Origin of the sequence: Acidovorax sp. (assembly GCF_046314175.1) — a bacterium.
Lineage (GTDB): Bacteria > Pseudomonadota > Gammaproteobacteria > Burkholderiales > Burkholderiaceae_C > Acidovorax.
The window spans coordinates 43,626-62,374 of record NZ_JBKBXG010000023.1 but is presented as its reverse complement, the minus strand read 5'-3'; the positions used below and the strand labels follow the sequence as shown (position 1 = coordinate 62,374).

Sequence of the window (18,749 nt, the reverse complement as noted above, 5' to 3'; positions counted from 1 at the left end):
CCCATGGCCGGCATGAACGTGGAAGAAAAGCAGGACATGTGCCGCTTCATCCTGGACGTGAACGACGAGTTCGGCACCACCATCGTGCTGATCGAGCACGACATGGGCGTGGTGATGGACATCAGCGACCGCGTGGTGGTGCTGGACTATGGCAAGAAGATTGGTGACGGCACGCCTGACGAGGTGCGCAACAACGCAGAAGTCATCAGCGCGTACCTCGGCACCAGCCACTGAACACGGAGACAACAAGATGGGTTTCTTCATTGAAGCATTGGTCGGCGGCCTCATGGCCGGCATGCTGTATTCACTGGTGGCGCTGGGCTTTGTGCTGATCTACAAGGCCTCGGGCGTGTTCAACTTTGCGCAGGGCGCCATGGTGCTGTTCGCAGCGCTGGCCATGGCCCGCTTCTCGCAATGGATTCCGCAGTGGCTGGGGCTGGAGAGCAAGCTTCTGGTCAACATCCTCGCGTTTGCCATCTCGGCCGGCTGCATGTTCATCCTGGCCTGGCTGATCGAGCGGCTGGTGCTGCGCCACCTGGTGAACCAGGAAGGCGTGACCCTGCTGATGGCCACGCTGGGCATCACCTACTTCCTGGATGGCCTGGGCCAGACGATCTTCGGCTCGGCCATCTACCAAATCGATGTCGGCATGCCCAAGGAGCCGGTGTTCCTGTTCGAGAACGTGTTCCAGGGCGGCGTGCTGATCAACCTGGAGGACGTCTATGCGGCCTGCGTGGCGGCTCTGCTGGTGATGGTGCTTTCGCTGTTCTTCCAGAAGACCAGCACGGGCCGGGCGCTGCGTGCGGTGGCCGACGACCACCAGGCCGCGCAATCCATCGGCATTCCGCTCAACCGCATCTGGGTCATCGTGTGGTTCGTGGCCGGCATCACCGCCCTGGTGGCCGGCATCATCTGGGGCTCCAAGCTGGGCGTCCAGTTCTCGCTGACCACCGTCGCACTGCGCGCCCTGCCCGTGATCATCCTGGGTGGCCTGACTTCGGTACCCGGCGCCATCATCGGCGGCCTGATCATCGGAGTGGGCGAAAAGCTCTCCGAGGTCTACCTCGGCCCAATGGTCGGCGGCGGCATCGAGATCTGGTTTGCGTATGTGCTGGCACTCGTGTTCCTGCTGTTCAGGCCGCAAGGGTTGTTCGGCGAAAAAATTATTGATCGCGTATGAAATACGAGACCCATAATTTTTCGAAGGTGGCACAACGCGCAACGCGCGTTGTCAGCGGAGCCGAAGGCGCCGCGCGGCACCGCAGGTGCGCCCCCGTGCAAAAGATATCAGACCGCGTCTGATCCATAACAAGAACAACAGGAGACCCTCCATGTTCTATCGTGAAAACGGTCAATTCAAGACCTCCTACCGCGCCGACCAACAGATCTTCCCGATCGGGCAAGACCGGTGGGCCATTTTTGCCCTGATTGCTTTTGCCTTCGTCGGCGTGCCCATGCTGGCCGATGAATACATGTTTCGCGCCATCCTGATCCCGTTCCTGATCCTGGGGCTGGCCGCCCTGGGCGTGAATATCCTGGTGGGCTATTGCGGCCAGATCTCGCTGGGTTCGGGCGCCTTCATGGCGGTGGGCGCCTACATGGCCTACAACACGTACATCCGTATCGAGGGTATGCCACTGATCGTGGCCCTGCTCTCGGGTGGCTTCTTCGCCACCCTGGTGGGTATGTTCTTCGGCATTCCCAGCCTGCGCGTCAAGGGCCTGTACCTGGCGGTGGCCACGCTGGCCGCGCAGTTCTTCTGCGACTGGGCCTTCAGCCGCATCAGCTGGTTCACGAACAACAGCACATCCGGCTCGGTGTCCGTCTCCAACCTGGAAGTGATGGGCTGGACCATCAACACCCCGGTGGAGAAGTACCTGCTCTGCCTGTCATTCCTGGTGGTGTTCGGCCTGCTGGCCAAGAACCTGGTGCGCGGTGCGATCGGCCGCGAGTGGATGGCCATCCGCGACATGGACGTGGCCGCCGCCGTGATCGGTATCCGCCCGATGTACGCCAAGCTGTCGGCCTTCGCGGTCAGCTCTTTCATCATCGGCGTGGCCGGCGGCCTGTGGGGCTTTGTGCACCTGGGCTCCTGGGAGCCGGCGGCCTTCTCCATTGACCGCTCATTCCAGTTGCTGTTCATGGTGATCATCGGCGGCATGGGTTCCATCATGGGCAGCTTCTTCGGCGCCGCCTTCATCGTGGTGCTGCCCATCTTCCTGAACCAGTTCATGCCCTGGTTGGGCTCGCTGGTCGGCGTGGAGATCTCCACCGCTGCCGTGTCCCATACCGAGTTCATGATCTTCGGCGCCCTGATCGTCTGGTTCCTGATCGTCGAGCCCCATGGCCTGGCCAAGCTCTGGAGCATTGCGAAACAAAAGCTGCGCCTGTGGCCCTTCCCCCACTGACCATCCGTTTTTCCGTGTGTGTGTGACCGTTCCTATAAGGAGACAAATGATGAAAGTACGTAGCCTGGTTCTCTCTGTTTCGATGGCCTGTGCCGCCCTCTCAGGAGCGGTCGTCTCGTCTGCCGCCCTGGCGCAGGACAAGGTGCAGTTCTTCCCGGTGCTCTCCGGCCGCACCGGGCCTGTGGCGCCCAACGCCACGCCGTGGGCCAACGGCCACAACGACTACATGAAGCTGGTCAACGAACGTGGCGGCATCAACGGTGTGAAGACGCTGGTGGAAGAGTGCGAAACCGCCTACGCCACCGACCGTGGCGTGGAATGCTATGAGCGCCTGAAGGGCAAGCACGGGGGCGCAACGGTGTTCCAGCCGCTGTCCACCGGCATCACCTTCGCGCTGACCGAAAAGATCCCGGCCGACAAGATTCCGATGATCACCTCCGGTTACGGCCGCAGTGACTCGGCCGACGGCGGCGTTTTCAAGTGGAACTTCCCGCTGATCGGCCACTACTGGGTAGCGGGCGACACGGTGCTGCAACACATCGCCAAGCAGGAAGGTGGCTGGGACAAGCTCAAGGGCAAGAAGATCGGCGTGGCCTACCACGACAGCCCGTTTGGCAAGGAACTGCTGCCCATCATGCAGGAGCGCGCCGCCATGCATGGCTTCACGCTGCAGCTGCTGCCCATCCCGGCACCGGGCGTCGAGCAAAAAGCCATCTGGCTGCAGGTACGCCAGCAGCGTCCGGACTTCGTGGTGCTGCAGACCTGGGGCGTGATGACCGCCACCGCCGTCAAGGAAGCCGTGGCAACGGGTTATCCGCGTGAAAAGATGTTTGGCACCTGGTGGTCTGGCGCTGAACCCGATCTGAAGGACGTGGGCGCCGGCGCCAAGGGCTACAGCGCGGTGATGATGCAGCATGGCGCCGAATACCAGTCGGACGTGGTCAAGGAAATCCTGCAGAAGGTGCACGGCAAGGGCCAGGGCACCGGTCCAAAGGATGAAGTGGGCTCGGTGCTGTACATGCGCGGCGTTGTCGGCGCCATGCTGGCTGTCGAAGGCGTACGCTCCGCCCAGGAACGCTTCGGCAAGGGCAAGGTCATTACCGGTGAGCAAGCCCGCTGGGGTTACGAAAACCTGAACCTGACGCAGGCCAAGCTCGACGCACTGGGCTTTAAGGGCGTGATGCGCCCCGTGTCCACCAGCTGCCAGGACCACATGGGCTCGGCCTGGACGCGCGTGCACACCTGGGACGGCAGCAAGTTCGTGTGGGCCTCCGACTGGCTGCAGGCCGACGACCAGATCATCCGTCCGCTGGTCAAGGCTTCGGCCGACAAGTACGCGGCCGAGAAGAAGCTGAGCCGTCGCGCACCGGCTGACTGCCAGTCTTGAGGTCATCCCCCTGAGGCGCTAGCGCGCCTTCCCCCTTCTCTCTTGGCGCTACGCGCTGCGGGAAGGGGGACGACACCAGTGGCCGGGCAAAGCCCGTTCCACGGTGTCCCTGGCAATAGCGCCTCGCCAGTTTTCGCGGCTGTATTTGCAGCCGCCAACCGAAAGGGTTGCACCGCAACCTTTTCGATTGGTACAGGAAGGCAACACCATGGACTCCAACAGCAACATCGTTCTCAACGTCAACGGCATTGAGGTCATCTACAACCACGTGATCCTGGTGCTCAAGGGCGTTTCGCTCAACGTGCCGGAAGGCAAGATCGCAGCCGTTCTTGGCGGCAACGGTGCGGGCAAGACGACCACGCTGCGTGCCATCTCCAACCTGCTCAAGGCCGAGCGCGGCGAGGTCACCAAGGGCAGCATCGAATTGCGGGGTGAGCGCATCGAGAACCTCACCCCGGCCGATCTGGTCAACCGTGGCGTGGTGCAGGTGATGGAGGGGCGCCACTGCTTCGCGCACCTGACCATCGAAGAAAATCTGATGACCGGTTCCTACACCCGCACCGACAAAGCCGAGATCGCGCGCAATCTGGAAAAGGTCTACACCTACTTTCCACGGCTGAAGACGCGCCGCACCTCGCAGGCCGCCTACACCTCAGGGGGTGAGCAGCAGATGTGCGCCATCGGCCGCGCGCTGATGACCAACCCCAGCGTGATGCTGCTCGATGAGCCCTCCATGGGCCTGGCACCCCAGATCGTTGAAGAGGTGTTCGAGATCGTGAAGGACCTCAACAGCAAGGAAAAGGTCACCTTCCTGATTGCCGAACAGAACACCAACATGGCGCTGAAGTACGCCGACTACGGCTACATCATGGAAAGTGGCCGCGTCGTGATGGACGGTGCAGCCAGGGACCTGGCCAACAACGAGGACGTCAAGGAGTTCTACCTGGGCGTGGGCGGCGGGGAGCGCAAGAGCTTCAAGGATGTCAAAAGCTACAAACGGCGCAAGCGCTGGCTGGCCTGATGAGCCCCCTGAGGCGCTGTCGCGCCTTCCCCCTCAGGGGGACGCACCCGGTGGCCTGGCAGAGCCAGTTACACGGGTGCGCTGGGATCTGGCCATGACGGTTTCAGCGATTGCGCCACACGACAAAAGATTAGCGCCAACACTCCTCATTTCATAGCTGCTCGCGCTTACTGAACAAGCGCTAGAGGCCAATTTCACTCACAAACACGCATAGGAACCCATGGCATGACTACGTTTTACGACGCCCTGGAAACCCGCGACCCGGCTGCGCGCGAGGCGGCACTGCTTGCCGCTTTGCCCACCCAGGTGGCCCACGCCCAGGCGGCATCGCCTGCATTTGCCAGCATCCTGGCTGGTGTGGATGCGGCTGCGATCACCACCCGCGCGGCGCTGGCGCAGCTGCCTGTGACGCGCAAGTACGAGCTGCTGGAGCGGCAACAGACTGGGCGTGCCACCAATGTGTTTGGCGGCTTCAGCGCGCTGGGTTTTGGTGCGGGCATGACCCGCGTTTTTGCCAGCCCCGGGACCATCTACGAGCCCGAAGGCACGCGGCGCGACTACTGGCGCATGGCGCGCGCGATCTACTCGGCGGGCTTTCGGCCGGGTGAGTTGATCCACAACAGCTTCAGCTACCACTTCGTGCCTGCGGGTTCGATGATGGAAACCGGCGCCCATGCGCTGGGCTGCACGGTGTTTCCGGGCGGTACCGGACAGACCGAGCAGCAGGTGCAGGCCATGGCCGAGTTGTGCCCGGCAGGCTACATCGGCACCCCCAGTTTCCTCAAGATCATTGTGGAGAAGGCGGCTGAAATGGGCGTTGCACTGCCCAGCGTCACCAAAGCACTCGTGTCCGGCGAAGCGTTTCCACCGTCGCTGCGCGACTGGTTTGCCGAGCGCGGCATTGCGGGCTACCAGTGCTACGCCACGGCCGACCTGGGCCTGATTGCGTACGAAACCTCCGCCCGCGAAGGTCTGGTTCTGGATGAAGGCGTGATCGTCGAGATCGTGCGCCCCGGCACCGGCGACCCGGTGCCCGAGGGCGAGGTGGGCGAGCTGGTCATCACCACGCTCAACCCCGACTACCCACTGATCCGTTTTGGCACGGGTGACCTGTCGGCCGTGCTGCCCGGTACGTGTCCCACAGGCCGCACCAATACGCGCATCAAGGGCTGGATGGGCCGCGCCGACCAGACGACCAAGGTGCGGGGCATGTTTGTACACCCAGGCCAAATCGCGGCGATTGCCAAGCGCTTTCCGCAGGTGCTGCGCGCGCGCCTCGTGGTCAGCGGCGAGATGGCCAACGACCAGATGGTGCTGCAGGTGGAAACAGTAGAGACCGCCGAGGGCCTGGCGCGCCAGCTGGGCGACGCGATCCGCGAAGTGACCAAGCTGCGTGGCGACGTGCAGATGGTGCCGCCGGGTACGCTGCCCAACGATGGCAAGGTCATCGAAGACGCTCGCAGCTACCGCTGACACGCCCGCGCAGCGGCGCTACAACCAGCAGCCACGGTTGCAACGCTCGCTGCCTTACATCTACCTTGCTTAAACCATGCGCGGCGCAGGGCATGTGGCGTGCCAGCCGCAGCCGCGACACGCACCGCAAAAGTCCGCTTGCGACAGCGCAAACGCCCCCGTGTAAACGCGTGGCAAACACGCCCGCCCCGCGCAGTGTTTACCCTAGCATTGCTCACTTATTTATAGCTATTTGCGCTTTACTATCAAGCGCTACGGGCTGTTTTATCTCAAAGACCATGTCCCGTGTGTGCTACGTAATATCCGCAATGTCCCCGCAAACCCCCCTCGCTATCATGGCCCGTCATTCACAGGAGCACCCATGAAAAAAATGCTGAAACTCGCACTGATCGCTGCGGCCGCAGCCACCGCCTTTGGCGCCAGCGCCCAAGAGTATCCGGCCAAGGACAAAACCATCACCATCGTGGTGCCCTTTGCCGCAGGTGGCCCCACCGACCGCGTCGCACGCGACCTGGCCGAAGCCCTGCGCAAGCCCCTGGGCGTGAGCGTGGTGGTGGACAACACCGCGGGCGCAGGCAGCTCCATCGGCGCAGCCCGCGTGGCACGCGCCACGCCCGACGGCTACACCCTGTTGCTCAACCACATCGGCATGTCCACCATGCCCGCGCTGTACCGCAAGCTGTCGTTCAGCGTGCCCAACGACTTTGAATACCTGGGCATGGTCAACGATGTGCCCATGACGCTGATCGCTCGCCCCACGATGCCTGCGAACAACATGAAAGAGCTGACCACCTGGATCGGCCAGAACAAGGGCAAGATCAACCTGGGCAACGCCGGCCTGGGCGCTGCATCGCACCTGTGCGGCCTGATGTTCCAGGACGCCATGAAGGTTGAAATGACCACGGTTCCCTACAAGGGCACCGCACCCGCCATCACCGACCTGATCGGCGGCCAGATCGACCTGCTCTGCGACCAGACCACCAACACCACGCCGCAGATTGAAGGCAAGAAGGTCAAGGCCTATGCCGTGACCACCAGCCAGCGCCTGACCACCCCCACACTGAAGGACCTGCCCACGTTGGCAGAGTCGGGCCTGAAGGACTTCAACGTCAGCATCTGGCACGGCCTGTACGCCCCCAAGGGCACGCCCGCCGCCGTGGTGACCAAGATCAACGACGCCCTGAAAGTCGCACTGAAGGACGCCGACTTCATCAAGAAGCAAGAAGGCCTGGGCGCCGTGGTGATCACCGACAAGCGCATCGAGCCCGCAGAACACAAGAAGTTTGTAGCGGCCGAGATCGACAAGTGGGGTGCTGTGATCAAGGCTGCCGGGACTTTTGCGGACTGAGTGTTCGAAGAAGGCGGCTGAGCCCGCAGAACCCGAGAAGAACAAAGGCCGTCCAACCGAAAGGTGGACGGCCTTTTTGTATCAAGCCATCTGTAGTGCTGAAAAACCGCTTTACGCTCAATCCATTAACATCGGTTCGCAGGCAACCTGCTGCGGATTCAGCGGCACTATCCGAGCAGCCTCCACATCAAAGCCCCAGGCGGCTTCCACGCCTGGCGGCCCTTGCACTGTGGCTTCCCCTTTCCACCGTACCAAGGCCACAAAGCTGCTTCCTCCACCCCCATCCAGATCGCACTGCCCGGCAAAGGAGTCCACAAGCTCCAGGAGCCCGGAGCCATCTCCGTCTGCGCCGTAGTTTGAAACTTTGGGCAGCTTCTGGACGGCAAGGATCCTATTGCGTGGATAGGGCTGAGGCGGGTTCCCGCCGGACACCGCAAACTGCGTAACTCCAATGTTCTTGGCCAAGAACAGGTACGGCACGCTCTCACCGCACAGCAGCAGGCCGCGGGTCCAGCCGGACATCTCGACGCCTGCCTGCCACACGTCATCAGTCGCGGCGAACTTGCACGCAAGCCCCTCGGCAACGGTGTCGCTGAACGGGACAACAGCATACTCATGCCCGATCAAGCGGGAAGCCACAGCGGTCGTCTCAGCCCTCCTGTTATCTGGAGGACTGCATGCTGGCAGTGCCACACACAAAAGCGCCCAAAGAATATGTTTGGCCTTCACCATCGCCGCATATCCTGCGCATTGATCTTGAGACCCGCGCCACTAGATTTCAGCAATCGCTTTTGCCCATGAGATTCAACGATTGCGTATTCGCGAGGTGCTCTTCCGTAAAGTGTTTGGGGGTCAACGCGTCCGCTAAGCCCCCTTCCGGCTTCCAGTTCATTGCGAATTTCAAAATGCAAGTGCTGGTCCTCGCCCGTCATGCCATTCGCATTGCCGGACGTCCCCGTATACGCAATGACCTCCCCTTGCGTAACTTTGGTTCCTCGTGCTACCGATGCGATGCTGAGGTGCGAATACAACGCAAAAAGAGTGCGCCCTTGAAATAGAAACTCAAGGACCACCAATTTGCCGTGTCCTTTAGCATCGTGGTCCTCTCTTTTGCGAATCACCCCATCCGCAATCGCATAACAAGCTGTAAGCGGAGTCGCCACCAAATCCCACCCCTGGTGATCGCGCTTCGTGCCGTCGGCATTACGACGGACTGTGCCAAAAGTATTGTTCGTTACGTCGCGCCGAATGCGGTTCGTTTCCAAAGGCCAAGCCAAAAAACCCATCGATGAAATCCCTCCATGATTCGCAGCAGCCTCTGTCGGGCGTTAGCGGCGGAAATCATAGGAGTCAAGGCGAATCGGCGCAGTGGGCTGCGCGTAACAGTCTGACTCGGGTGTAACGGCTGATACAGATCAAACCTGCGTAGCGCAGCCAACTGCGATGCGGGTTATCCATCTGCACGGATCAGTGCGTCGCGCTTAAAACAATGAGCACACATATGAAAGGCAAACAATGATCCGGATCGCTCAACAACACCGTCGCTACGCCCTGTCCACCATTGCTGCGCTAGCACTTGGTTCGATCTCCGCTTTGGCGACCACGGCCGCGCACGCGCAGACAGCCTGGCCCAGCAAACCCGTGCGCATCGTCGTGCCCTTTGCGCCTGGTGGCACCACCGACATCCTGGCCCGCGCTTTGGTACCGGATCTCAGCGCGGCCCTGGGCCAGCAGTTCATCGTGGACAACCGCGCGGGCGCCGGCGGCAACGTGGGCGCCGACATCGTGGCCAAGTCTCCGGGCGACGGCTACACCCTGCTAATGGGCACCGTGGGCACGCACGGCATCAACCGCGCGCTGTACGCCAAGCTGCCCTACGACCCCATCAAGGATTTTGTGCCCATCACGCTCGTGGCAGCGGTGCCCAACGTGATGGTGATGAACGCCGACAAGGCCCGGCAAATGGGCGTGAAGAACGTGCAGGACTTCATCCGCGTGGCCAAGGCCAACCCGGGCAAGATGAACATGGCATCGAGTGGCAACGGCACGTCGATCCACCTGGCGGGCGAGCTGTTCAAGAGCATGACCGGCACCTACATGCTGCACCTGCCGTATCGCGGCTCAGGCCCCGCGCTGATGGACATGGTAGCGGGCAACGCGGATGTGATGTTTGACAACCTGCCTTCGTCGATGGCGCAGATCAAGGGCGGTAAGCTGACCGCCCTGGCAGTGACAAGCGCCGAACGTTCGAGCGCACTGCCAGACATCCCGACGGTGGAACAGGCCGGTGGCCCTGCGCTCAAGGGCTACGAGGCAAGCTCGTGGTTTGGCCTGCTGGCCCCGGCTGGCACGCCGCCCGAGATCGTGAACCGGATTCAGCAGGAGGTTGCCAAGTCGCTGGCGTCACCCGCGATGAAGGAGCGCCTGATGGCGCAGGGCGCCATCCCCGGAGGCAATACGCCTGCCGAGTTTGCCAAACACATTGACAGCGAGCACAAGAAGTGGGCGCAGGTGGTGAAAACCTCGGGCGCCAAGGTGGACTGACAGGGACTGGCACAAGGGCAAGGGCGCTGCCCCCGGCGGCACGCCTGCACCACGACTACGTTTGCTACCCCGCTTCAAGGTGGAGGCAGCAGGCGTTTTTCACCCGTGGCAAACGAAGCCCGCTGGATACGCCCATCCACCACTTCATACACACACAACATCTCCAGCGTGCCCAGGCCCTCGGGAAAGTTGCGGGTGATAAGCTCCGAGTCCACCACCGTAGCACCCACCACGGTGCGCGACAGCAGACGTGCATGCAGGTCGGGCTCTGCAAAACGGGCCAGAAAGCGATCACGCATCTGCGCATGCCCTTGCGCCAGCCGCTCGCCGTGCAACACGTACTGCTCGGCATCGGGGGCATAGGTGGCCAGCAGCGCGTCAATGTCCTTGGCGTTGTAGGCATCGAGCTGCGCCTGCACCACCGCCAGGGGCGATAACACCGGGGCCATGGCTACACGCCCCAGACCACATCCACCTGCTCGGCGGCACTGCGGCGCAGCATCTCGATGAGGGGCGTGACACGCTGGCGCAGGCGTACCGCCTCGACGGGCTCCTGCTCCGTCACCTCTTCGCCTGTCTCACTCTCCGGCGGCTGGGCTTCTTCGGCAGCCACGGCGGCCTCAAGCGCAGCGATGGCGCCCGGGATCTGTGCCACCGTCACGATGCCATTGGCACCCGGTGTCTTGCCCATGATGGTCACGATCTGCCGCCCCTGGGGCTCCAGCATGATCAGATCAGCGGTGGCGCGGGACTTGAATTTGTAAAGCATGGAGAGAGTCCTTTCCTGGTGATTCCCACAGTGGCCGCGCAGGCAGCACGGCACCTTCAGGGTGATTGTGCGCCGGTCGGGTGGCAGAAGCCACGAAAGTCGGCTCGGGAACGCCCCATTGACAGCAATTTGTTTAGGCCTAAACTATTTTGACATGAACATCCTCTGCATTGGCGGTGGGCCCGCCGGTCTCTATTTCGCCCTGCTCATGAAGCAGCAAAACCAAGCGCACCGCGTCACGGTGGTCGAACGCAACCGGCCGTTCGACACTTTTGGCTGGGGCGTGGTGCTGTCGGACCAGACGCTGGCCAACCTGCAGGCGGCCGATGCCCCCACGGCTGCATTGATTGGCGATGCGTTCAACCACTGGGACGACATTGAGGTGTTCTTCAAGGGCCGCAGCGTGCGCTCCACAGGCCACGGTTTTTGTGGCATTGGCCGCAAGCGGCTGCTCAACATCCTGCAGGACCGGTGCCTGGCGGTGGGTGTGGAGCTGGTGTTCGAGACCGACGTGGCCGACGACCAGCAGCTCGCCGCACAGTACAACGCCGACCTGGTGATTGCGAGCGACGGCCTCAACAGCCGCATCCGCACCCGCTACGCCAGCACCTACCGGCCCGACATCGACCTGCGCGAATGCCGCTTCGTGTGGCTGGGCTCCAAGAAAAAGTTCGACGCTTTCACCTTCGCCTTCGAGCAGACCGAACACGGCTGGTTCCAGGCGCACGCCTACCAGTTCGATGCCGACACCTCCACCTTCATCATCGAAACGCCCGAGGCGGTGTGGAAGGCCCACGGCCTGGACCAGATGGAGCAGCCCGAGGCGATTGCGTTCTGCGAAAAACTGTTTGCCAAATACCTGGACGGCAACGCGCTCATCAGCAATGCCACGCACCTGCGCGGCTCGGCCAACTGGATCCGCTTTCCGCGCGTGATCTGCAACACCTGGGTGCACCGCGAAACCGTCAAAGGCAAGCAGGTTCCTATCGTGCTGATGGGTGATGCGGCGCACACGGCGCATTTTTCGATTGGCAGCGGGACCAAACTGGCGCTCGAAGATGCGATTGATCTGGCCAACGAATTCGCCACCGGATTGCCCATGGACGACGTGCTGCAGCACTACGAAGCGCGCCGCAGCGTCGAGGTGCTCAAGATCCAGAACGCCGCGCGCAACTCCACCGAATGGTTCGAGAACGTGGCCCGCTACACCGGCATGGAAGTGGAGCAGTTCGCCTATTCGCTGCTCACGCGCAGCCAGCGCATCAGCCATGAGAACCTGCGGCTGCGCGATGCGGCGTGGCTCGAAGGGTACGAGGCATGGCTCGCAGGCGGCAAATCTGCCGTGCCGCCGATGCTCACGCCTTTCACGCTCAAGGGCCTCACGCTCAAGAACCGTATCGTCGTCTCGCCCATGGCCACCTACAGCGCGGTCGATGGTGTGCCGCAGGACTTCCACCTGGTGCACCTGGGCGCCCGCGCACTGGGCGGCGCGGCGCTGGTGATGGTGGAGATGACCAGCCCCACGCCCGAGGGCCGCATCACGCCCGCCTGCACGGGGTTGTGGAACGACGAACAACAAGCGGCGTTCACGCGCATCGTGAACTTCGTACATAGCAGCACAGCCAAGATAGGTCTGCAGTTGGGCCACAGCGGGCCCAAGGGGTCTACCCGTGTGGGATGGGAAGGCACGGACGAGCCACTGGATGCGGGCAACTGGTCCCTGCTCGCCGCGAGCCCTATCGCCTATGGCGCACAGAATCAGACACCCGCCGCGATGACCCGCGCGGACATGGACAGCATGACCGCCGCGTTTGTCGCCAGCGCCCGACGCGCCGTGGCCTGCGGCTTCGACTGGCTGGAGCTGCACTGCGCGCATGGCTACCTGCTGGCCAGCTTCATCAGCCCCATCACCAACCAGCGCACGGATGAATACGGCGGCAACTTGGACAACCGCTGCCGCTATCCGCTCGAGGTGTTCACCGCGCTACGCGCCGTGTGGCCACAGGACAAGCCGCTCTCCGTGCGCATATCGGCCCACGACTGGGTGCCCGGCGGCACCACGCCGGACGACGCGGTGGAGATTGCGCGGCTGTTCAAGGCAGCAGGCGCGGACCTGATCGATGTGTCGTCCGGCCAGACCACGCGCGCAGCCAAGCCGGTATACGGCCGCATGTACCAGACACCGTTTGCCGACCGCATCCGCAACGAGGTCGGCATTGCCACCATGGCCGTGGGCGCCATCACAGAGGCCGACCACGCCAACAGCATCATCGCCGCAGGCCGCGCCGACCTGTGCGCTATTGCCCGCCCGCACCTGGCCGACCCGGCGTGGACCTTGCACGCCGCCGCGCAACTGAGCCCCGTAGCCGCAGCGCACACCGACTGGCCCGTGCAGTACGCCAGCGGACGCGACCAGATGCTGCGCGAAATTTCAAAGCAAAAACAGGCCGTAGCGCTTGCCAGTCAAGCGCAAGCAGCTACCAAAAGCAGAGCACCCGAGGAAGAAGGCTAGCCATGGACCTCGAAGCCCGCCTGCACGGCTCAGCCCCGAGCGAGCACCCCGAAGCCCTGCGCCTGTGGCTGCGCATGCTCACCTGCACGCAGCTCATCGAAAAGCAGGTGCGCAGCCAGCTGCGCGCGCAGTTCGACACCACCTTGCCGCGCTTCGATTTGATGGCGCAGCTGGAGCGTGCCCCCGATGGCATGAAGATGAAAGACCTCTCGCGCCGCATGATGGTGACCAGCGGCAATATCACCGGCATCACCGACCAGCTAGTGGCCGAAGGACTGGTGGAACGCATGGACGTGGAGGGCGACCGCCGCGCTTACCTGGTGCGCCTCACACCCCAGGGCCGCCAGCAGTTCATCACCATGGCACGCCAGCACGAGCAGTGGATCGTCGAGGCCTTTGCCACGCTGGGCGAGCGCGATATCAGCACCTTGTACCGCCTGCTGGGCAAGGTGAAAGAACACACGCAAAACAATTCTTTGGAGACAGCGGAATGAAACACTTCATCGGGGCGAGCAACCCCATGCGCGAGCAGTTCAACCCCCAGGCCAGCTACGTAGCCGAACATTTCGCGTGGAGTTTCGATGCTGGCGTGGGCACCGTCACGCTCAACCGGCCCGACCGCAAAAATCCGCTCACCTTCCAGAGCTATTCGGAGCTGCGCGACTTCTTCTACGCGCTGCGTTTTGCCACCGATGTGAAAGCCATCGTGGTCACGGGTGCGGGTGGCAACTTCTGCTCGGGCGGCGATGTGCACGAGATCATCGGGCCGCTGACCACCATGACCATGCCCGAGCTGCTGGAGTTCACGCGCATGACGGGCGACCTGGTCAAAGCCATGCGCGCCTGCCCGCAACCACTGCTGGGCGCCATCGACGGCATCTGCGCCGGTGCGGGCGCCATGATGGCGCTGGCCTGCGACATGCGTTACGGCACCGAGGCGACCAAGACCGCCTTTTTGTTCACACGCGTGGGCCTGGCAGGTGCCGACATGGGCGCCTGCGCGCTGCTGCCCCGCATGATCGGCCAGGGCCGCGCCAGCGAGCTGCTGTTCACCGGCCGCGCGATGACGGCGCACGAGGGCCTGGCCTGGGGTTTCTTCAACGACCTGTATGAAAGCGCCGACCTGCTGGCCAACGTGCAGGCCACCGCGCGCGCGCTGGCCGATGGTCCCACCTTTGCCCACGGCATGACCAAGACCATGCTCAGCCAAGAGTGGAGCATGACCATCGAGCAGGCCATCGAGGCCGAGGCCCAGGCCCAGGCGATCTGCATGCAGACCGAAGACTTCCGGCGCGCGTATGAGGCGTTTGCCGCTAAACAGAAGCCCGTGTTCCAGGGAGATTGAACCCATGCACGTCGCCACACCCCCCGCACCCTGCCCGCCCTCCACGGCGCACCTGGCACTGCCCTTTTTTGACGACGCCCACCGCGCGCTCGCCGAGGGCCTGGTGCCCTGGGCTGCTGCGCAAGCGGTCGACGAAACCGACGACCGCGCCGCCTGCCGCGACTGGGTGAAACGCCTGGGCGCAGGCGGCTGGCTGCGCTACTGCGTGCCCGCCGCGCACGGCGGCGCGCTGCCCGCGCTGGACTCGCGCGCGCTGGTGCTGCTGCGCGAGACGCTGGCCTACCACTCGCCGCTGGCGGACTTTGCGTTTGCGATGCAGGGCCTGGGCAGCGGTGCGATCACGCTGGCGGGCAGCCCGGCGCAGCAGGCGCACTACCTGCAGGGCGTGGCGCGCGGCGACCTGATTGCGGCATTTGCGCTGAGCGAGCCCGAAGCAGGTTCGGACGTGGGCGCTATGCAAACAATAGCTACTTGCGCTTATCCATCAAGCGCTAGCGGCCAAAAAGACTCATATTCCCTGAGCGGAACCAAGACCTGGATCAGCAATGGCGGCATTGCGGACTTCTACTGCGTGTTTGCGAAGACCGACCCGGCGGGCGGCACGCGGGGCATCAGCGCCTTCATCGTCGATGCCAACACGCCGGGGCTCGATGCCTCGCGCCACATCCACGTGATAGCGCCCCACCCGCTGGCCACGCTGCAGTTCGATCAATGCAACGTGCCCGCCAGCGCGCTGCTGGGCGACGAGAACGGCGGCTTCAAGCTTGCCATGCGCACGCTCGACATCTTCCGCGCATCCGTGGCCGCCGCCGCCCTGGGCATGGCGCGCCGCGCACTGGCCGAGGCGGTGCACCACGCACGCCAGCGCCGTATGTTCGGCCAGACGCTGGCGGACTTCCAGCTCACGCAGGCCAAGATCGGCGAGATGGCGGCGCTGGTGGACAGCGCCGCGCTGCTCACCTACCGCGCTGCGTGGTTGCGTGACACGGGCCAGGCGCGCGTGACTGCCGAGGCGGCCATGGCAAAAATGACCGCCACCGAAAACGCCCAGCGTGTGATCGACATGGCGCTGCAACTGCACGGCGGGCGCGGCGTGGAAGTGGGCAGCAAGGTCGAGTCGCTGTACCGCGACATCCGCTCGCTGCGCATCTATGAAGGCGCCACCGAAGTGCAGCAACTCATCATCGGCAAGGCCGTTTTGCAGGAGTAATCGCATGAAAGCCGCATCCGCCCAGCCCGACCACTTTGTGCACGACCGTTTACCACCACCCGAGGCCTGGCCCACGCTGCGCTACGACCTGCCCGAGCTGCAGATCGCAGACCAGGTCAACTTGGTGCAGGCCCTGTTCGACCAGGCCGAGCGCGCCGGCAACTTCGACCTGCCCTTGCTGCGCGGCCCACACCGCACCTACACCTACCGCGATGCGCGCGACGAAGCCGCTCGCATTGCCGAGGTGCTGACGCAGGACCACGGCCTGGTGCCCGGCAACCGCGTGCTGCTGCGCGGCGGTAACACGGTGGAAATGACACTGGCGTGGCTTGGCACGGTCTACGCGGGGCTGATCGCGGTGGCCACCATGCCGCTGCTGCGCGCGGGCGAACTCGCCAGCATCATCGAACGCGCACGGCCCACGCTGGCGCTGTGCGACGGCCGCCTGCTGGCCGAGCTGCAGATGGCACAGGCGCAGCACCCGGTGCTGGCCACCATCGTGCCCTTTCACACCACGCCCGATGCAGCCGACCTGATCACGCGCGCCCAAGAAAAACCCGGCACCACCCCGCCCTGCCCCACGGCGGCGGACGATATTGCGCTGATGGCCTTCACCTCTGGCACCACGGGCGCGCCCAAGGCCGCCGTACACACGCACCGCGACGTGCTCGCGGGCTGCGAGGCCTGGCCACGCCACGTGCTCAAGGCCACACCCGACGACATCGTTGCGGGCTCGCCGCCGCTGGCATTCACGTTCGGTCTGGGCGGACTGCTGGTGTTCCCAATGTGGGCCGGGGCCAGCGTGTACTTCCCCGACCAGCCTTACACGCCAGAAACCATGGTGGTACTGATGCGCGACGCAGGCGTCACCATCTGCTACACCGCGCCCACGTTCTACCGGCAGATGGCGCCGTTCGCCAAGAAGATCGGTCTGCCACAACTGCGCATCTGCGTGAGCGCAGGCGAGGGCCTGCCGGACGCCACGCGCCAGCTCTGGAAAGCAGCCACCGGCATCGACATGACCGACGGCATCGGTGCCACGGAAATGTTCCACATCTTTGTCTCGTCCGCAGGTGGGGAGACACGCGCGGGCGCCATCGGCAAGGTGGTGCCCGGCTACACCGCCAAAGTGGTGGATGACGACGGCAACGAGGTGCCCTACGGCACGGTGGGCAAACTCGCGGTGATCGGCCCGACCGGCTGCAAATACCTCGATGACCCGCGCCAAGCCAAGTACGTGAAGGGCGGCTGGAACTACCCGGGCGACGCCTTCACGCAAGACGCCGACGGCTACTTCTTCTACCAGGCGCGCGACGACGACATGATCATCACCGCGGGCTACAACGTGGGCGGTCCCGAGGTGGAAGACGCCCTGCTGCGCCACCCCGCCGTGGCCGAGTGCGGCGTGATCGGCGTGCCCGACGATGAGCGCGGCATGGTGGTCAAGGCCATCTGCGTTTTGAAGCCCGGCCACCCCGGCGACGCCGCCATGGTCAAGACCTTGCAGGACCATGTGAAAGCGACCATCGCACCATTCAAGTACCCACGCGTGGTGGAGTTCGTCACCGCACTACCGCGCACCGAGACGGGCAAGCTGCAGCGGTTCAAGCTGCGCCAGGGCGCGGCGTCTGCAGCTTCTTCTTCAACAAAAACAACATGATGAAAAACACCCTTTTGCAACCCGAAGGTTGGGTCACGCCCAAGGGCTACGCCAACGGTATGTCCGCCCGCGGAACGATGGTTTTCACTGGCGGCCAGATCGGCTGGAATGCGCAGCAGCAATTTGAAAGCGATGACTTCATCGACCAGACGAAGCAGACGCTGCTGAATGTGCGCGCGGTGCTGGAGGCTGGCGGTGCAGGGCCTGAGCACTTGGTGCGGCTGACCTGGTACGTGGTGGACCGCAAGGAATACAACGCGCGTTTGAAGGAGCTGGGCGCTGTGTACCGCGAGGTGCTGGGCAAAAATTTCCCGGCGATGGCGTGTGTGCAGGTGGCGGGTTTGATGGAGGAGCGGGCGAAGGTGGAGATTGAGGCAACGGCGGTAGTGCCGGATGCAGCCTGAAGCGCAGCGCAATTTTTGACACTTCTTAAAGCACTGCTGTGATGTCACGCCTGAAGCCGCTGCCACCCGAGACCACGCCTGAGCTCAAGGAGCATTTCGATTTTTTCCTGGGGACGCTGGGCTTCACGCCCAACAGCGTGCTGACCATGCAGCGCAAGCCCGCACTCGTGCAAGCGTTTGCGCAACTCAACGCGGCCGTCATGGACCCAGCAGGTGAGGTGGACCTGGGATTTCGCAGACTGATCGGCCATCTGGCGAGCAAGGCAGCTGGCTGCCTGTACTGCCAGGCGCACACCCTGCTCGGAGCGGCCAACTTTGGCGTCAGCGAAGAGAAGCTTGCCGCAGTGTGGACCTACGCCACCAGCCCGCTCTACAACGACAAGGAGCGCGTGGCGCTGGAGTTTTCTCTAGCGGCAGCAGCGCAACCCAACGCGGTCACAGATGACCTTTTCGAGCGACTGCGCGCCCACTGGAGTGAGGCGCAGATCGTCGAGATCCTGGGTGTGGTGGCCATGTTTGGGTTTCTGAATCGCTGGAATGACAGCATGGCCACGCCACTCGAAGCAGTGCCTCTGGCGGTGGCGCAGAAAGCGCTGGGGCCCGCGACCTGGAGCCCTGGGAAACACGCGAATTGATGCCCGCTTGTCCGGCCGCACGCAGCCCCACCA

18 protein-coding genes and 1 pseudogene are annotated in these 18,749 nt (G+C 63.5%); 15 read left to right on the top strand and 4 right to left on the bottom strand.

Annotated elements, in window-relative coordinates:
* The 7 genes and pseudogenes from ACK4OE_RS08890 to ACK4OE_RS08860 all read left to right on the top strand — a co-directional run.
* A pseudogene (locus ACK4OE_RS08890) lies at nucleotides 1–234 on the top strand (ABC transporter ATP-binding protein); the annotation flags it as partial.
* 16 nt (nucleotides 235–250) lie between these two features.
* The gene (locus ACK4OE_RS08885) at nucleotides 251–1,180 is read left to right on the top strand and encodes a branched-chain amino acid ABC transporter permease (RefSeq protein WP_409884406.1); all 930 of its coding nucleotides are present in this window, start codon (nucleotides 251–253) and stop codon (nucleotides 1,178–1,180) included.
* Between the two features lie 151 nt (nucleotides 1,181–1,331).
* Nucleotides 1,332–2,408, top strand: coding sequence for a branched-chain amino acid ABC transporter permease (locus ACK4OE_RS08880; RefSeq protein WP_409884405.1), 1,077 nt, complete (start codon nucleotides 1,332–1,334; stop codon nucleotides 2,406–2,408).
* 49 nt (nucleotides 2,409–2,457) lie between these two features.
* A complete protein-coding gene (locus ACK4OE_RS08875; protein WP_409884404.1) occupies nucleotides 2,458–3,795 on the top strand; it encodes an ABC transporter substrate-binding protein in 1,338 nt (445 codons plus the stop codon).
* Nucleotides 3,796–4,003: 208 nt separating this feature from the next.
* Nucleotides 4,004–4,816 carry an ABC transporter ATP-binding protein gene (locus ACK4OE_RS08870; protein ID WP_409884403.1) on the top strand — a complete coding sequence of 271 codons (813 nt, stop codon included), beginning with the start codon at nucleotides 4,004–4,006 and terminating at the stop codon, nucleotides 4,814–4,816.
* Between the two features lie 225 nt (nucleotides 4,817–5,041).
* On the top strand, nucleotides 5,042–6,289 hold the full coding sequence (locus ACK4OE_RS08865; RefSeq protein WP_409884401.1) for a phenylacetate--CoA ligase family protein: 1,248 nt from the start codon (nucleotides 5,042–5,044) through the stop codon (nucleotides 6,287–6,289).
* 361 nt (nucleotides 6,290–6,650) lie between these two features.
* Nucleotides 6,651–7,637, top strand: coding sequence for a tripartite tricarboxylate transporter substrate-binding protein (locus tag ACK4OE_RS08860; protein WP_409884400.1), 987 nt, complete (start codon nucleotides 6,651–6,653; stop codon nucleotides 7,635–7,637).
* Between the two features lie 117 nt (nucleotides 7,638–7,754).
* Here ACK4OE_RS08860 and ACK4OE_RS08855 read toward each other — a convergent pair whose 3' ends face one another.
* Both ACK4OE_RS08855 and ACK4OE_RS08850 read right to left on the bottom strand, forming a co-directional pair.
* Nucleotides 7,755–8,369, bottom strand: coding sequence for a hypothetical protein (locus tag ACK4OE_RS08855; RefSeq protein WP_409884398.1), 615 nt, complete (start codon nucleotides 8,367–8,369; stop codon nucleotides 7,755–7,757).
* The gene (locus ACK4OE_RS08850; RefSeq protein WP_409884397.1) at nucleotides 8,363–8,923 is read right to left on the bottom strand and encodes a M23 family metallopeptidase; all 561 of its coding nucleotides are present in this window, start codon (nucleotides 8,921–8,923) and stop codon (nucleotides 8,363–8,365) included. Before ACK4OE_RS08850 ends, ACK4OE_RS08855 begins: the two co-directional genes overlap by 7 nt.
* A gap of 229 nt (nucleotides 8,924–9,152) precedes the next feature.
* Here ACK4OE_RS08850 and ACK4OE_RS08845 point away from each other — a divergent pair, with 229 nt between their 5' ends.
* Nucleotides 9,153–10,181 carry a Bug family tripartite tricarboxylate transporter substrate binding protein gene (locus tag ACK4OE_RS08845; protein WP_409884396.1) on the top strand — a complete coding sequence of 343 codons (1,029 nt, stop codon included), beginning with the start codon at nucleotides 9,153–9,155 and terminating at the stop codon, nucleotides 10,179–10,181.
* A gap of 74 nt (nucleotides 10,182–10,255) precedes the next feature.
* Here ACK4OE_RS08845 and ACK4OE_RS08840 read toward each other — a convergent pair whose 3' ends face one another.
* Together ACK4OE_RS08840 and ACK4OE_RS08835 are read right to left on the bottom strand one after the other, a co-directional pair.
* Nucleotides 10,256–10,630: a nuclear transport factor 2 family protein gene (locus ACK4OE_RS08840; RefSeq protein ID WP_409884395.1), complete on the bottom strand. Its 375-nt coding sequence runs from the start codon at nucleotides 10,628–10,630 to the stop codon at nucleotides 10,256–10,258.
* A 2-nt stretch (nucleotides 10,631–10,632) separates the two neighbouring features.
* Nucleotides 10,633–10,950 carry a DUF1840 domain-containing protein gene (locus tag ACK4OE_RS08835; protein WP_409884394.1) on the bottom strand — a complete coding sequence of 106 codons (318 nt, stop codon included), beginning with the start codon at nucleotides 10,948–10,950 and terminating at the stop codon, nucleotides 10,633–10,635.
* 154 nt (nucleotides 10,951–11,104) lie between these two features.
* On the opposite strand from ACK4OE_RS08835, the gene ACK4OE_RS08830 reads away from it, so the two are divergent.
* From ACK4OE_RS08830 to ACK4OE_RS08800, 7 genes are read left to right on the top strand one after another with little or no spacing between them, the layout of a single operon-like run.
* Entirely contained in the window at nucleotides 11,105–13,462 is a 2,358-nt protein-coding gene (locus ACK4OE_RS08830) for a bifunctional salicylyl-CoA 5-hydroxylase/oxidoreductase (protein WP_409884393.1), read from the top strand.
* Nucleotides 13,463–13,464: 2 nt separating this feature from the next.
* Nucleotides 13,465–13,956 (top strand): MarR family winged helix-turn-helix transcriptional regulator, encoded by a 492-nt coding sequence (locus tag ACK4OE_RS08825; protein WP_409884392.1) that lies wholly within the window; start codon nucleotides 13,465–13,467, stop codon nucleotides 13,954–13,956.
* Nucleotides 13,953–14,807 carry an enoyl-CoA hydratase family protein gene (locus ACK4OE_RS08820; RefSeq protein ID WP_409884389.1) on the top strand — a complete coding sequence of 285 codons (855 nt, stop codon included), beginning with the start codon at nucleotides 13,953–13,955 and terminating at the stop codon, nucleotides 14,805–14,807. Before ACK4OE_RS08825 ends, ACK4OE_RS08820 begins: the two co-directional genes overlap by 4 nt.
* Before the next feature lie 4 nt (nucleotides 14,808–14,811).
* On the top strand, nucleotides 14,812–16,017 hold the full coding sequence (locus tag ACK4OE_RS08815; RefSeq protein ID WP_409884388.1) for an acyl-CoA dehydrogenase family protein: 1,206 nt from the start codon (nucleotides 14,812–14,814) through the stop codon (nucleotides 16,015–16,017).
* A gap of 4 nt (nucleotides 16,018–16,021) precedes the next feature.
* Nucleotides 16,022–17,677 (top strand): AMP-binding protein, encoded by a 1,656-nt coding sequence (locus ACK4OE_RS08810; RefSeq protein WP_409884387.1) that lies wholly within the window; start codon nucleotides 16,022–16,024, stop codon nucleotides 17,675–17,677.
* The gene (locus ACK4OE_RS08805; RefSeq protein ID WP_409884386.1) at nucleotides 17,677–18,081 is read left to right on the top strand and encodes a RidA family protein; all 405 of its coding nucleotides are present in this window, start codon (nucleotides 17,677–17,679) and stop codon (nucleotides 18,079–18,081) included. The genes ACK4OE_RS08810 and ACK4OE_RS08805 overlap by 1 nt, the downstream gene beginning before the upstream one ends.
* Before the next feature lie 41 nt (nucleotides 18,082–18,122).
* Nucleotides 18,123–18,716, top strand: a complete 594-nt coding sequence (locus ACK4OE_RS08800; RefSeq protein ID WP_409884385.1) for a carboxymuconolactone decarboxylase family protein — start codon at nucleotides 18,123–18,125, stop codon at nucleotides 18,714–18,716.
* Nucleotides 18,717–18,749 lie beyond the last annotated feature (33 nt).

Bases quoted from the DNA above. Each gene is read 5' to 3' on its own strand.
- ACK4OE_RS08840 (WP_409884395.1), bottom strand. From the start codon at position 10,630: ATGGCCCCGGTGTTATCGCCCCTGGCGGTGGTGCAGGCGCAGCTCGAT.
- ACK4OE_RS08805 (WP_409884386.1), top strand. From the start codon at position 17,677: ATGAAAAACACCCTTTTGCAACCCGAAGGTTGGGTCACGCCCAAGGGC.
- ACK4OE_RS08870 (WP_409884403.1), top strand. From the start codon at position 4,004: ATGGACTCCAACAGCAACATCGTTCTCAACGTCAACGGCATTGAGGTC.
- ACK4OE_RS08810 (WP_409884387.1), top strand. From the start codon at position 16,022: ATGAAAGCCGCATCCGCCCAGCCCGACCACTTTGTGCACGACCGTTTA.
- ACK4OE_RS08875 (WP_409884404.1), top strand. From the start codon at position 2,458: ATGAAAGTACGTAGCCTGGTTCTCTCTGTTTCGATGGCCTGTGCCGCC.
- ACK4OE_RS08855 (WP_409884398.1), bottom strand. From the start codon at position 8,369: ATGGTGAAGGCCAAACATATTCTTTGGGCGCTTTTGTGTGTGGCACTG.
- ACK4OE_RS08835 (WP_409884394.1), bottom strand. From the start codon at position 10,950: ATGCTTTACAAATTCAAGTCCCGCGCCACCGCTGATCTGATCATGCTG.
- ACK4OE_RS08845 (WP_409884396.1), top strand. From the start codon at position 9,153: ATGATCCGGATCGCTCAACAACACCGTCGCTACGCCCTGTCCACCATT.
- ACK4OE_RS08885 (WP_409884406.1), top strand. From the start codon at position 251: ATGGGTTTCTTCATTGAAGCATTGGTCGGCGGCCTCATGGCCGGCATG.
- ACK4OE_RS08800 (WP_409884385.1), top strand. From the start codon at position 18,123: ATGTCACGCCTGAAGCCGCTGCCACCCGAGACCACGCCTGAGCTCAAG.
- ACK4OE_RS08860 (WP_409884400.1), top strand. From the start codon at position 6,651: ATGAAAAAAATGCTGAAACTCGCACTGATCGCTGCGGCCGCAGCCACC.
- ACK4OE_RS08880 (WP_409884405.1), top strand. From the start codon at position 1,332: ATGTTCTATCGTGAAAACGGTCAATTCAAGACCTCCTACCGCGCCGAC.
- ACK4OE_RS08815 (WP_409884388.1), top strand. From the start codon at position 14,812: ATGCACGTCGCCACACCCCCCGCACCCTGCCCGCCCTCCACGGCGCAC.
- ACK4OE_RS08820 (WP_409884389.1), top strand. From the start codon at position 13,953: ATGAAACACTTCATCGGGGCGAGCAACCCCATGCGCGAGCAGTTCAAC.
- ACK4OE_RS08865 (WP_409884401.1), top strand. From the start codon at position 5,042: ATGACTACGTTTTACGACGCCCTGGAAACCCGCGACCCGGCTGCGCGC.
- ACK4OE_RS08830 (WP_409884393.1), top strand. From the start codon at position 11,105: ATGAACATCCTCTGCATTGGCGGTGGGCCCGCCGGTCTCTATTTCGCC.
- ACK4OE_RS08850 (WP_409884397.1), bottom strand. From the start codon at position 8,923: ATGGGTTTTTTGGCTTGGCCTTTGGAAACGAACCGCATTCGGCGCGAC.
- ACK4OE_RS08825 (WP_409884392.1), top strand. From the start codon at position 13,465: ATGGACCTCGAAGCCCGCCTGCACGGCTCAGCCCCGAGCGAGCACCCC.